The organism is Nonomuraea polychroma (assembly GCF_004011505.1).
GTDB lineage: Bacteria > Actinomycetota > Actinomycetes > Streptosporangiales > Streptosporangiaceae > Nonomuraea > Nonomuraea polychroma.
This window is the reverse complement of the sequence record NZ_SAUN01000001.1, coordinates 10638080-10650307: the sequence shown is the minus strand read 5'-3', so window position 1 is coordinate 10650307 and position 12228 is coordinate 10638080. Positions and strand designations below refer to the sequence as shown.

At 69.4% G+C, this 12228-nt stretch carries 11 protein-coding genes; 4 read left to right on the top strand and 7 right to left on the bottom strand.

The window, feature by feature from the left end; all coding sequences use genetic code 11:
- Positions 1-47 precede the first annotated feature (47 nt).
- On the top strand, positions 48-959 hold the full coding sequence (locus tag EDD27_RS49790; RefSeq protein WP_127939708.1) for a DUF7158 domain-containing protein: 912 nt from the start codon (positions 48-50) through the stop codon (positions 957-959).
- Complete coding sequence (locus EDD27_RS49785; protein WP_127939707.1) at positions 959-1945, top strand: ROK family protein; 987 nt, start codon at positions 959-961, stop codon at positions 1943-1945. The genes EDD27_RS49790 and EDD27_RS49785 overlap by 1 nt, the downstream gene beginning before the upstream one ends.
- Here the strand turns inward: EDD27_RS49785 and EDD27_RS55145 are convergent.
- The 3 genes from EDD27_RS55145 to purN form a co-directional block, all read right to left on the bottom strand.
- Complete coding sequence (locus EDD27_RS55145) at positions 1942-2118, bottom strand: hypothetical protein (RefSeq protein ID WP_164904145.1); 177 nt, start codon at positions 2116-2118, stop codon at positions 1942-1944. The genes EDD27_RS49785 and EDD27_RS55145 overlap by 4 nt on opposite strands.
- A gap of 120 nt (positions 2119-2238) precedes the next feature.
- Entirely contained in the window at positions 2239-3777 is a 1539-nt protein-coding gene (gene purH, locus EDD27_RS49780; RefSeq protein ID WP_127939706.1) for a bifunctional phosphoribosylaminoimidazolecarboxamide formyltransferase/IMP cyclohydrolase, read from the bottom strand.
- Positions 3774-4403: a phosphoribosylglycinamide formyltransferase gene (gene purN / locus EDD27_RS49775; protein ID WP_127939705.1), complete on the bottom strand. Its 630-nt coding sequence runs from the start codon at positions 4401-4403 to the stop codon at positions 3774-3776. Before purN ends, purH begins: the two co-directional genes overlap by 4 nt.
- A gap of 75 nt (positions 4404-4478) precedes the next feature.
- Between purN and EDD27_RS49770 the strand changes: the two genes are divergently transcribed.
- Positions 4479-4898: a hypothetical protein gene (locus tag EDD27_RS49770; RefSeq protein WP_241564659.1), complete on the top strand. Its 420-nt coding sequence runs from the start codon at positions 4479-4481 to the stop codon at positions 4896-4898.
- 270 nt (positions 4899-5168) lie between these two features.
- On the opposite strand, the gene EDD27_RS49765 is transcribed toward EDD27_RS49770, so the two are convergent.
- The 3 genes from EDD27_RS49765 to sucC all read right to left on the bottom strand — a co-directional run bounded on the left by EDD27_RS49765 (position 5169) and on the right by sucC (position 9255).
- Positions 5169-6779 carry a cell division protein PerM gene (locus tag EDD27_RS49765; RefSeq protein ID WP_127939704.1) on the bottom strand — a complete coding sequence of 537 codons (1611 nt, stop codon included), beginning with the start codon at positions 6777-6779 and terminating at the stop codon, positions 5169-5171.
- Positions 6780-7194: 415 nt separating this feature from the next.
- On the bottom strand, positions 7195-8070 hold the full coding sequence (gene sucD, locus EDD27_RS49760) for a succinate--CoA ligase subunit alpha (protein WP_127939703.1): 876 nt from the start codon (positions 8068-8070) through the stop codon (positions 7195-7197).
- Between the two features lie 3 nt (positions 8071-8073).
- Positions 8074-9255: an ADP-forming succinate--CoA ligase subunit beta gene (sucC, locus tag EDD27_RS49755; protein WP_127939702.1), complete on the bottom strand. Its 1182-nt coding sequence runs from the start codon at positions 9253-9255 to the stop codon at positions 8074-8076.
- A 395-nt stretch (positions 9256-9650) separates the two neighbouring features.
- Here sucC and EDD27_RS49750 point away from each other — a divergent pair, with 395 nt between their 5' ends.
- Positions 9651-10514 carry a hypothetical protein gene (locus EDD27_RS49750; protein WP_127939701.1) on the top strand — a complete coding sequence of 288 codons (864 nt, stop codon included), beginning with the start codon at positions 9651-9653 and terminating at the stop codon, positions 10512-10514.
- 169 nt (positions 10515-10683) lie between these two features.
- On the opposite strand, the gene galE is transcribed toward EDD27_RS49750, so the two are convergent.
- Positions 10684-11661, bottom strand: coding sequence for a UDP-glucose 4-epimerase GalE (gene galE, locus EDD27_RS49745; protein ID WP_127939700.1), 978 nt, complete (start codon positions 11659-11661; stop codon positions 10684-10686).
- Positions 11662-12228 lie beyond the last annotated feature (567 nt).

The window sequence follows — 12228 nt, the reverse complement described above, 5'->3', positions numbered from 1 at the left end:
GGAGGTGGCCCAATGGCCGCCCAGCGCCACCGCTGGGAGGCGACCCCATGAGCAGCCACGTCCATCACCACCCAGCGCAGCCACCCACTGCCGGCGGTGGCCTCATCGGCTGGATCGAGGACCGTCCGATCCCACGCCAGCGCCTCGACCGGCGCCTCGCCGACCTGCGCAACGGCCCGCTCAGCGCGGCCTTGCCCGTGCCCGGCAGCTCCGAAGACCGCCAGCTGGCCCGGTGGCTGACCCAGGTCATCCTCACCGAAGCCCTGTGCGAGACCGCCGCCAGAGCTTTGGGCCTGGCTCCTGTGGAGGGCTCGCCGTCGGGGCCGGCGTTGCTCGATCGTGTGGCGGCCGTCGAGCTGGGCTCGATCAACGCCGCCGCCTACCACGGCAGCCCGTGGGTGCGTGCCCTGTTCGAGCACGTCACCGCCGCGACGGAGATCCCACCGGAGTGGCGCGCCCACGCCTCACCCGAACGCTCCCCCAGGCACGTTGTCCGCCACGGCCTGTTCGCCGACCGCACGAGCGCCGAGCAGGCCGGACCCGACGACCTCGAACCCCTGGGCGCCGTGGAGCTCGACTCGCTGCCGGCCGCGATCGCCGAGGCAATCAAGCACCGGCCGTACGGCACGCTCGCCGGACCGGTCAAAGACACCCTGGGCTGGCACCTGGCCATAGCCGTCCCGGCGGCAGACCCGAGCCCGGATCACCCCGCCACACCCTCCTCACACGGACAAGGAGCAGCCCTGACGTCAGAGCAAGGAATCTCCCCATCAGGATCCGCCGACTCTCCACGCCGCCACGGCGCCACCGCCCTCCCGGCGGATCGTTTGCTGGAGGCCGCGCGGCGAAGGGCCTTCGCGCGCCGGCTCGATGAGCTGCGTGCCGAGAAGGTCACGCTAGTGCCCGGACTGGAACATCCTGGCGACCCTCGCCAGCCCGACAACAACCACAAACATTGATGACCTGCGTACTTGCCATTGACATCGGAGGAACCAAGCTCGCCGCCGCACTGGTGGACGAGGCGGGTTCCGTATTGTGCTCCGCTACCCGGCCCACGCCGCGTACGGACGTCATGTCCGCCCTGGCGGCTCTCATCGAGGAGGTGACCGCGAACGGCCCACCGGCGCTGGCGGTCGGTATCGGCTGCGCCGGTCCGGTGGATCTCGCCACCGGCACCGTGAGCCCGGTCAACATGCCCAGTTGGCGTGGGTTCCCGCTGCGGGAGGAGGTTCAGAAGCTGACGGGACTGCCCACCGTGCTGGCGGGCGACGCCCAATGTTTCGCGCTCGGCGAGCACTGGCTGGGGGCGGGACGCGGCAGCGCGTCGTTGCTCGGGATCGTGGTGTCCACGGGCATCGGCGGCGGCCTCGTGATCGACGGCGCCCCGCTCCTCGGTCCCACCGGCAACGCCGGACATGTCGGGCACATGAGCATCGACCCTTACGGCGAACGCTGCGAATGCGGCGGCCGAGGATGCGTGGAGCGCTACTCCAGCGGCCCCAACATGGTCCAGTGGGCCCTGGACAACGGCTGGTCACCTGCCGCCGGCCAGGAAGCCGGTTCCACCCGTCACGCGGCCGATCTCGCCGCGCCCGATGTCACGATGCTCCGTACCGGAGAGCAGCCGGATGGGCGGGCGCTGGCGCGGGATGCCGCGGCCGGCGACCCGGTCGCGGTGGCGGCGTTCGAGCGCGGGGCCAGGGCACTGGCCGGCATGATCGCGTCAGTCGCGGCCGCAGCCGAGGTCACGACGGTGGTCGTGGGAGGCGGCGTGTCGGCGGCTGGCCAGGTGCTGTTCGAGCCCTTGGAACGGGCGCTCGACGACGTCGCCGGCCTGCCCTTCGTACGGGCCGTCCAGGTCAGGCAGAGCACCCTGGGCGTTCGCGCCAGCCTGGCCGGCGCCGCCAAGCTGGCCTACGACGCCGGCGGATCGCGGCCGCGCTAGTCGCGTTCGACGGCCTGGGCCTCGCGGCGCTCGATGATCCGGCGGGTGAACGGGATGACCTCGACTACTCGGCTGCCGAGGTAGGCGCCGACGAAGGCGAGCACCAGAAGCACGACAGGGCTGGTGGCGAAGCCGTTCATGGTGACGAAGGCCTGCAGGATCGCTTCGAGCAAGGGAGACTCCGTGTGCTGGACTAAGCGGGGAGGCACTCAGGCTAACCGGACATAGCCAGTGCTCGCCTCCAAAACGCACTAAAGGGCGGCATGATGGTCATGCCGCCCTTTAGTGGATGATCAGTGGAAGAAGTGCCGGGTGCCGGTGAAGTAGAGGGTGATCCCGGCCTTCTCCGCGGCCTCGACGACCAGGTCGTCCCGGATGGAGCCGCCGGGCTCGACGATCGCCTTCACGCCCGCCTCCGCGAGCACCTCCAAAGCATCCGGGAACGGGAAGAAGGCGTCAGAGGCCGCGACCGAGCCGGGCGCACGCTCCCCGGCCCTGGTGACCGCCAGGCGGCAGGAGTCCACCCGGTTGACCTGCCCCATGCCCACGCCCACGGTGGCGCCGTCGCTGGCGAGAAGGATGGCGTTCGACTTCACCGAGCGGCAGGCGCGCCAGGCGAACTCCAGGTCGGCCAGCACCTCGGGCGAGGCGGGCTCGCCGGTCTTGAGCTCCCACTGCGAGGGAGTGTCGCCGGGCGCGTCCACCCGGTCGACCGTCTGCACCAGGAGCCCGCCATCGATCTTGCGGAATTCCGTCGGCTGCGCAGGCCCCTCGGCGCACACCAGCAGCCGCAGGTTCTTCTTCTCGCGCAGCACCTCAAGCGCCTCCGCGTCGAAGGCGGGCGCGATGACGACCTCGGTGAACACATCCGCGATCTGCCTGGCCAGCTCCACCGTGACGGGCCGGTTGACGGCGATCACCCCGCCGAATGCCGACACCGGGTCGCAGGCGTGAGCCTTGCGGTGCGCGTCGGCCACGTCGGAGCCGATCGCGATGCCGCACGGATTTTGGTGCTTGATGATGGCCACGCAGGGATCGGAGAAGTCCCACGCGGCCCGCCAGGCCGCGTCGGCGTCGAGGTAGTTGTTGTAGGACATCTCCTTGCCGTGCAGCTGCTCGGCGTTGGCCAGTCCGCCGCCGCCGGCCGTGTAGAGCGCGGCACGCTGGTGCGGGTTCTCGCCGTAGCGGAGCGTCGCCTTGCGCTCATACGCCGCCCCGGTGAAGGCCGGGAGCTCGTCCTCCCCGTACGTGCCCGCGAACCAGTTGGCGACGGCCACGTCGTACGAGGCCGTGTGCGCGTACGCGATGCCCGCGAGCCGGCGCCGCTCGGTCAGCGTGAACCCGCCCTCGGCCAGCGCGGTGAGCACGTCGCCGTAGTAGCCGGGGTCGACCACGACGGCGCAGGTGTTGTGATTCTTGGCGGCGCCGCGGATCATGGCGGGCCCACCGATGTCGATCTGCTCGACGCATTCCTCGTCGGACGCGCCGGAGGCCACCGTCTGCTGGAACGGATAGAGGTTGACCACGACCAGCTGGAACGGGTCGATCTCCAGCTCCTCCAGCTGGGACACGTGGTGCGGCTTGGTGACGTCGGCCAGCAGCCCGGCGTGCACGCGCGGGTGCAACGTCTTGACCCGCCCGTCGAGGCACTCGGGGAACCCTGTCAGCTGCTCGACCTTCGTCACCGGGATCCCGTACGACGAGATCGCGGCGGCCGTGCCGCCGGTCGACACGATCTCCACACCCGCGCCGTCAAGTGCCCTGGCCAGCTCCTCGAGCCCGGACTTGTCGTAAACGGCGATCAGCGCGCGCCGGATGGCGATGCGAGTCACGTGGATTCCCCTTCTGATTGGTTCCCGATGCGGACATGACGCCCGCTGGCCGTCCAGCCCTCGCGGGCCATCCGGCCGACGATCTCGACGAGCAGGCGGCGCTCGACGGTCTTGATGCGCTCGTGCAGAGTCTCCTCGTCGTCGTCCGGAAGCACGGGCACCGCCTCCTGGGCGACGATGGGGCCGGTGTCGATCCCCTCGTCGGCAAGCATCACGGTGCAGCCGGTGACCTTGACCCCGTGGGCCAGCGCGTCGCGTACGCCGTGCGCGCCGGGGAACGACGGCAGCAGGGCCGGGTGGGTGTTGAGCACGGGGAAGGCGTCGAGCGTCGGCGCACCCAAAATCTTCATGAAGCCCGCCGACACCACCAGGTCGGGCTCGTACGATGCGATCTTGGCCGCGATCGCGCGGTCCCAATCCGCTCTTGTCGGATAATCGCCCAGTTTTTCGACAAAAGTCGGGACGCCTGCCTTGGTGGCCCGGACCAGCCCTTCTATCCCCTCCCTGTCCGCGCCGACCGCTACCACGCGAGCCCCGTACGACGGGTCGGCAGAAGCGTCCAGCAGGGCCTGTAGGTTGGTTCCAGAGCCGGAGACGAGGACGACGAGCCGCCCAGCCTTAGACACGCACACTCTCCAAGAGGAAAACAGGGTGGGCTGCCAGGGTATCTGTTCCTTGTCCGGCGACGCAGAGGAGGTCAGGTGTCGACACCGGTGCAGGCACCGGCAGGCCAGCAGCCCGCCGAATCGGCGGGTCGCCGAGCGATTTGGTTGTCCATCGCAGCGCTGGCCATGACGTTCATGTTGCCGCTCGCCGGCCTGGTCATGGCGCTGTTCGCGCTGGCGGCCGGGATCCGTGCGCTGCCGCTGCTGAAAGGCGCGGGCAAACCCACGGGGATAGCCGTGGGTGGCATCACCATCTCCTCGATCGCACTGGCGTTGTCAGCCATGGCCACGGGGATGCAGCTGTATCTGATGGATGAATACGCCGCCTACCAGGAGTGCATGAAGGGCGCCGGCACGGTGTCCTCTCAGGGCGAGTGCTTCACCCAGTTCAGAGACGCGGCCGAACGCAAACTCCCACCGGACGTCCTCGAACTCCTGGGCGCCATGCAACCCTGACCCGGCTCACGGTCGGTTTCCTCGGGAGTCGCCGCTCGGCACCACTGGCGGCCGCATCCTCTCGCGCCCTTGGACGCATCCCAAGGGCCACCATGGAGTCGGCCCACGTTCGACCACCGAGTCGGCCCACGATTGACCACGGAGCCGGCCCACTGTGCGTCGTAACGGCGGCGCGCCACTGACCGGGTCAGAAAGCGTCTCCCTGGACAGAGGGCAACCCACGACGGCGCTTGGGGCAACCACGTCGCAGCGTAAAGAAAAAGAAAAAAATCAGTCCTTGTCCCAAGCATAGGGATCGAGATAAATGACGTGGCCGCCCCGGTCGTCGGACTCGTCGACGATGTCGTTGCGCGGCGGGCGCGCCTCCGCCGGGCGGGGTGGCCGCGCCTGGGCCTGCGTCTCGGCCGCCGCCGAGGCGTGCTCGTCCTGCCAGTCGTCCCTGATGACCGGGATCTCCTGGGTGTCGGCCTCGGTGGCGTCCATCCAGTGGCCCGGCAGCGGACGCGGGTCCGACTCGGCCAGCCCCACCTTGCTCGCCGCCTTGGCGATCGCCGCACCCGCCTTGCGTACCGGGGCGGCCGCCTTGTCGAGCGGCGCGCGGGCCCGCTTGTTGATCAGCAGCAGGTTCGTCACGCCCGCGGAGATGCCGGCGGCGACGCCGACCTCGAGCGCGACCGACAACGCGACCTCCCAGGGCGAGGGCCCCACCGCCGCCAGCCGCCCGCCGCCGATGGGCCCGCCGGACAGGGCCGCCAGCGCCCCCGCCACGACCCCGGTGGACACCCCGGTGAGGAATCCCCAGAGCGGCGCCGCCTCGTACGACGGCGACGGCGCGATCCTGGCCACCATCACCCCCGCCACGGCCCCCGCCGCGAACGGCAGCGCGATCACCGCCATCATCCACGCCGACACCGGCCCGCTCTCCGGCAACGCGCCCAGCAACGGCAGGCTCGGCACCGTGCCGAGCTGCACGCCGGTAGGCGCGACCAGGGTGTCCGCGCCGATCGCGAACCCCGGCCCCGCGATGTAAGAAGACGCCCAGATGACGACGTTGAGCAGGTAGAGCAGCTGGAGCAGCACCAGCAGCACCCCGCCCACGAACCCGGGCGACAGGACGCTGGACAACTCCGTGACCTGGTCGAAGTTCAGCACGACGGCGACCAGCACCAGTGCCAGCCCGGCCACCAGCAACAACGCGGTGGCCACCGCCGTGCCGACGGTCAGCGCACGCACCCGCTCGGGCAGCAGCTTGAGCATCACCCGCCAGGGCCCGATCATCCGCGCGGTGGCCAGCGCGCCCGCCAGGAACGCCAGCACGAAGTGGCTGAACAGCGCCTCACCGATGAACGGCTGCGTGATCTCGTTGCTCGCCACGAGCGCGATCAGCCCGGCCAGCAGCGCGTATGGCGCCGCCAGCGACACCCCCGCCTGCACCACCAGCACCAGCTGGGCGCGGCGGCGGGCCTGCGCCTGCTCACGCGGGCTGTTCTTCGGCAGCCGCGCGGGCAGCCGGAGCCGCAGGTCGGCATCGCGTGCCATCCAGCGCCCCGCCCGGTAGAGCAGCACGGCGGGCAAGATGATCAGCCCGAGCGGCAACAGCCCGACCCGCCCGCCGGGGATCGCGAACCCGGCATGGTGCGCGGCCAGCCAGAGCTGCGCCGCCGTACGGAACACCCCCGGCAACCCGGAGCCCAGCGTGCCGCGCGGGGCGGCGATCCAGCCGACCAGCGTGAGCGTGGTCAGAGCGGCCAAGCCGACGCCGAGGGTGCATGCCGCGGCGAGCATCCCCGACACGGGTAGCGGACGCCTCGTCTCGTCGTCCGCCCCGGGGAGCTTGCTGAGCATTGACCCGGTGCGCAGTTGGTCGAGGATCGCCGTCACAGGGCGATTTTCTCAACCTTTCCCAACCAACACTTGGTTGACGCGCCGGGGGAATCGCTTTTTCATCCTTTACGCTGCGACGTGGTTGCCCCAAGCGCCGTCGTGGGTTGCCCCCTGTCCAGGGAGACGCTTTCTGACCCGGTCAGTGGCGCGCCGCCGTTACGACGCACAGTGGGCCGGCTCCGTGGTCGAAAGTAGGCCGACTCCATGGTCAAACGTGGGCCGGCTCCATGGGCAAACGTAGGCCGGCTCCATGGGCAAACGTGGGCCGGCTCTGTGGTCGAGCGTGGAGCGGCTCCGTCTTCGAACGTGAGCGACGCCGTGGTTAATCGTGAGAACGGCCGCCACGTACGGACCGACCCGGCACAGGCGAAAGCCCCGCACGGTGTGTGCCGTACGGGGCTTTCGTCAGGTGTCAGCGGGACTGCATGATCTCGCGCATCAGGCGGGCCGTCTCCGACGGGGTCTTGCCGACGCGGACACCCACCTTCTCCAGGGCCTCCTTCTTGGCCTGGGCGGTGCCGGCCGAGCCGGACACGATGGCGCCGGCGTGGCCCATCGTCTTGCCCTCGGGCGCGGTGAAACCGGCCACGTAAGCGACCACCGGCTTGGTCACGTGCTGCTCGATGTAGGCCGCGGCCCGCTCCTCGGCGTCGCCGCCGATCTCACCGATCATCACGATGGCGTCGGTGCCCGGGTCCTCCTGGAAGGCCTGGAGCGCATCGATGTGCGTGGTGCCGATGACGGGGTCGCCACCGATGCCGACCGCGGTCGAGAAACCGAAGTCGCGCAGCTCGTACATGAGCTGGTAGGTGAGCGTGCCGGACTTCGAGACCAGGCCGATGCGGCCGGCGGTGGTGATGTCGGCGGGGATGATGCCCGCGTTGGAGGCGCCGGGGGAGGCGATGCCGGGGCAGTTGGGGCCGATGATGCGGGTCTTGTTGCCCTTCTCGACGGCGTAGGCCCAGAACTCGGTGCTGTCGTGCACCGGGACGCCTTCGGTGATCACCACGCAGAGCGGGATCTCGGCGTCGATGGCCTCCTTGACCGCGTCCTTGGTGAACGCCGGGGGCACGAACACGACCGACACGTCGGCGCCGGTCTGCTCCATGGCCTCCTTGACCGTGCCGAACACGGGCAGGCCCTCGTGAACGGTGCCGGCCTTGCGGGCGTTGACACCGCCGACGACCTTCGCCCCGGAGGCGAGCATGCGGCGGGTGTGCTTGGTGCCCTCGCCGCCGGTCATGCCCTGAACGATGATCTTGCTGTTTTCGGTCAACCAGATGGCCATGAGTTACGCACCTACCGCAGCGAGCTCGGCGGCCCGCTTGGCCGCGTCGTCCATCGTGTCTACCAGCTCGACCCGCGGGAGCGCGGCGTCGGCCAGAATCTGGCGCCCGAGCAGGGCGTTGTTGCCGTCGAGGCGGACCACCAGCGGGTGGGTCACGGCCTCGCCCCGGCTCTCCAGCAGCTTGAACGCCGAGACGATGCCGTTGGCGACGGCGTCGCAGGCGGTGATGCCGCCGAAGACGTTCACGAAAATCGACTTCACATCGGGGTCGGAGAGGATGATCTCCAGGCCGGCGGCCATGACCTCGGCCGAGGCGCCGCCGCCGATGTCGAGGAAGTTGGCGGGGGACGGCTTGCCCGGGAACGCCTCACCGGCGTAGGCCACGACGTCGAGGGTCGACATGACCAGGCCCGCGCCGTTGCCGATGATGCCGACGCTGCCGTCGAGCTTGACGTAGTTGAGGTCCTTCTCCTTGGCCTTCGCCTCGAGCGGGTCCTCAGCGGCCTTGTCGGCCAGCGCCTCGTGCTCCTGCTGGCGGAAGGAGGCGTTGTCGTCGAGCGTGACCTTGCCGTCGAGGGCCTTCACCTGGCCGTCGGCCGACAGGATCATGGGGTTGACCTCGACGAGCGTGGCGTCCTCGTCGACGAAGCAGCACCAGAGCTTCTCGATGAGCTCGGCGGCGCCGTCGAGCGACTTCTCCGGCAGGCCGCCGGCCACCGCGATCTCGCGGGCCTTGGCCCGGTCGATGCCGGTCAGCGCCGAGACCGGCACCTTGGCAACCTTCTCGGGGGCGCTGTGGGCGACTTCTTCAATGTCCATACCGCCGGCGGCGGAGCAGATCGCGAGGAACGTGCGGTTCGCGCGGTCGAGCAGGAAGGAGAAGTAGTATTCCTCCGCGATCGCGCTGGCCTCCTCCACGAGCACCTTGTGGACCGTGTGGCCCTTGATGTCCATTCCCAGGATGGCGGTGGCCTTCTCGACGGCGTCAGCGGCGTCGCCGGCCACCTTCACGCCACCGGCCTTGCCCCGGCCACCGGTCTTGACCTGGGCCTTGACGACTACGCGGCCGGTCAGCTGCTCAGCGGCCGCCCGCACCTCCTCCACGGTGTGGGCGACGATGCCGCGCGGCACCGGGATGCCGTAGTCAGCGAAGAGCTCCTTCGCCTGATGTTCGAACAGGTCCACGAGGGTCCGTCCTTGCTTATCCGACTGATGTTCGACGGCCCGGGCAACCCCGTGCGTGCCGGGCGTTTCCGCCAGTGAAGCCTAGCCCCAAGCTTGACCTGCCCAGGTCACCGGGTCATGGTTCTCCCAGTATGTGACGCTGATCTCACCTCCGGTCCCACTTCTGTCCCGGTTTCCGGTCACACTTCCGGCGGCAGGGTGCGAATGATGATCTGCACAAGAAATGCACCGATTCGCCGCCGTGGGGCCCGAGCACCGATATATGGCCGTGATCTTTAATTGGCAGGATTCCTGGAGCCCCGGGTTATCCGGGGCTTTATGCGCACCTCGCTTCCACCTGAGGCACCAGAGCTTCAGGGGAAGCACCGGTAGACCCCCTCAACAAAGGAATCCGCATGAAGCGAATGCTCGCCGGCGTGGTGTTAGCCACCACCGCCACCCTCATCGCCGCGACCCCGGCGATGGCCGCCGCGCCGAAGGACCCCGTCGTCGCGGTGAAGAAGCAGCTCGCCCCGGGCAAGGGAGTGAAGTTCACCGAGCGGACCACCCTCGAAGCGGACGGGGACCGCCAGATCTTCGTCCGGCGCAGCGGCACCCTGCAGTTCGGCAAGTCCGGCATCGCGGCCTCGGACATCACCGGCAGGTTCAACATCTCGCTGAAGGACTTGGGCGAGAACACGGAAGACGTCCCGGAGCTGCTCAAGGCTCTGGCCACGCCGGAACGCACCATCCGCGTCGGCACGACGTCGTACGTGTCCGGCGGCATGTGGTCGACCCTGCTGCCCGAGGGCAAGACCTGGCTCAAGTTCCCCAAGGGTCCGACCGGCGGCATCACCGGCGCGCTCGGCCAGCCCCTGAACCTCGCCGAGACCGCCACCCTCAAGACGCTGCTCAAGGGCGCCAAGCCCGTCAGCGGCGGCTACGCCGGCAAGGTCATGGTGGGCGACCTGTGGAAGGTGTCCCCGTGGTACCGCGCCACCGCGCTGGACAAGCCTTCCAAGAAGCAGCAGAAGAGCACGATCAGCTGGCGGCTCACCCTGAACTCGGCCGGTCTGCCGACCCGCCTCGTGTCGACCTTCCCGATCGCCGCCGTGTCCTCCGGGAAGGGCACCTTGAGCGTGGACACCAGGTTCTCCGACTGGGGCACCGCCGTGTCGATCAAGGCGCCGCCGGCGGAGGAGGTCGCCACCAAGTTCAAGGACGGCGAAGAGGCTGACCCGTCCGAGATCCTGAACTCGTTCGGCAACGTCACCATGTGACGTCCGAGACCTTGGGCTTGATCGGCAACATCGGCGACTGATCCCGCCGTCCCAGCCCTCTCCCGCCGCCAGGAGGGAGAGGGCTGACTGTTGTCGACGCCTGTTCCGTGCGCTGGACCCGCCACCGCACCAAGCGCTCGCAACCGCTCGTCGACGCCGATCCAGACGATTATCCGAGCCGGGACTCGCGCAGGCGCGCCCATTCGAGCGAGTGCCGGATGCCGTCCTCGACGGAGTAGCGGGCCTGCCAGTCGAGGAGGCGGCGGGCGCGGTCGCTGCGCGTGTAGGCGCCGGCCACGTCGCCGGGGCGCGCGGGGGCCTCGACGACCTCGATCGGGCGGTCGACAACGCGGTTGAACGCCTCGACCAGTTCGCGGACGGTGGTGCCCGAGCCGGTGCCCAGGTTGATCACGTTTGCTTTCAGTTCGTCGAACCGGCGCAGGGCGGCGACGTGTGCGGCGGCCAGGTCCCAGACATGGACGTAGTCGCGGATGCCGGTGCCGTCGCTGGTCGGGTAGCAGGCGCCGGTGATCTGGAAGGGCACCCCGTCCTCGTACGCCTCGATCATCTTGCCGAGAGCGTGGCTGGGGCGCCGCAGTTGCAGGCCGGTGCGCATCTCCGGGTCCGCGCCGATGGGGTTGAAATAGCGCAAGGAGAGGATCTTGATGGGGAGGGTGGCGGCGATGTCGGCGAACATGGCCTCGCACACCGCCTTGGTGCGGGCATAGGGGCTCATCGGGTCGAGCGGGGAGTCCTCGTCCACCGTGTGGTCCTCGCCCGTGCGGTAGATCGAGGCGGAGGAGCTGAAGATCATCCGGGTGCAGCCGTTGCGGAGGAGGTGCTCGACGAACTCCAGGCTCTTGGCCACGTTCGCGCGGTAGTAGCCGACGGGATCGGCCACCGAGTCGGGCACGACGATGAGCGCCGCACAGTGGATGACGGCCTCGATATCCGGATTTTCGGCAAATATCTTGTCGAGCAGCAGGCCGTCGCTGATATCCCCCTCATAGAACACCCGACCCTCTGCGAACTCCCGCCGCCCGGTCACGAGGCTGTCGAGAATCACGGGCGAGATCCCCGCATCCAGACACGCCGAGGCGACCGTGCTGCCGATATAACCCGCCCCACCGCTGATCAAAACACGCATCCCAGCACCCTAACCGGATCTCCTTCGCGCCGTCCCTGCGGCGCCTCACGGCCGAACTCTCCAACACGCCGTCCCGGCCCCTCACGACCGAACTCTCCAACGCGCCGTCCCGGCCCCTCACGGCCGAACTCTCCAACGCGCCGTCCCGGCCCCTCACGACCGAACTCTCCAACGCGCCGTCCCGGCCCCTCACGGCCGAACTCTCCAACGCGCCGTCCCGGCCCCTCACCTGGCCGGGCTTTCCAAAGACACCCATCTTGTACGGCTCCGCCAAGTGGGCCGCCACCCGCCATACTTCGGCTGAGGGCCCTCCAGGAACACGGCCTCTGACCCCTTCACCGGCTGAGCGCCGTTACGGCGCGCATCGTTGGCCGGGGCCCGTGGTTCACCGCTGGGCCGGCACGCCATCCGGGACGCAGGGCGGCCCAGCACCGACCAGGGGCATCCGGACAGCCCCGCCAACCACGGACATCCCCTGCCACCGCAACCTTCCAAGGTCTTCGCCTGGGGCGGCTTCGGTAAAGGTTCGGTGGGAAGGGTGGGAGGGTGGCCTGGTCTTGGGGGCTT

Excerpts from the sequence above, each read along its gene's own strand:
- EDD27_RS49785 (WP_127939707.1), top strand. The coding sequence starts at position 959 with ATGACCTGCGTACTTGCCATTGACATCGGAGGAACCAAGCTCGCCGCC.
- EDD27_RS49750 (WP_127939701.1), top strand. The coding sequence starts at position 9,651 with ATGAAGCGAATGCTCGCCGGCGTGGTGTTAGCCACCACCGCCACCCTC.
- EDD27_RS49790 (WP_127939708.1), top strand. The coding sequence starts at position 48 with ATGAGCAGCCACGTCCATCACCACCCAGCGCAGCCACCCACTGCCGGC.
- galE (WP_127939700.1), bottom strand. The coding sequence starts at position 11,661 with ATGCGTGTTTTGATCAGCGGTGGGGCGGGTTATATCGGCAGCACGGTC.
- sucD (WP_127939703.1), bottom strand. The coding sequence starts at position 8,070 with ATGGCCATCTGGTTGACCGAAAACAGCAAGATCATCGTTCAGGGCATG.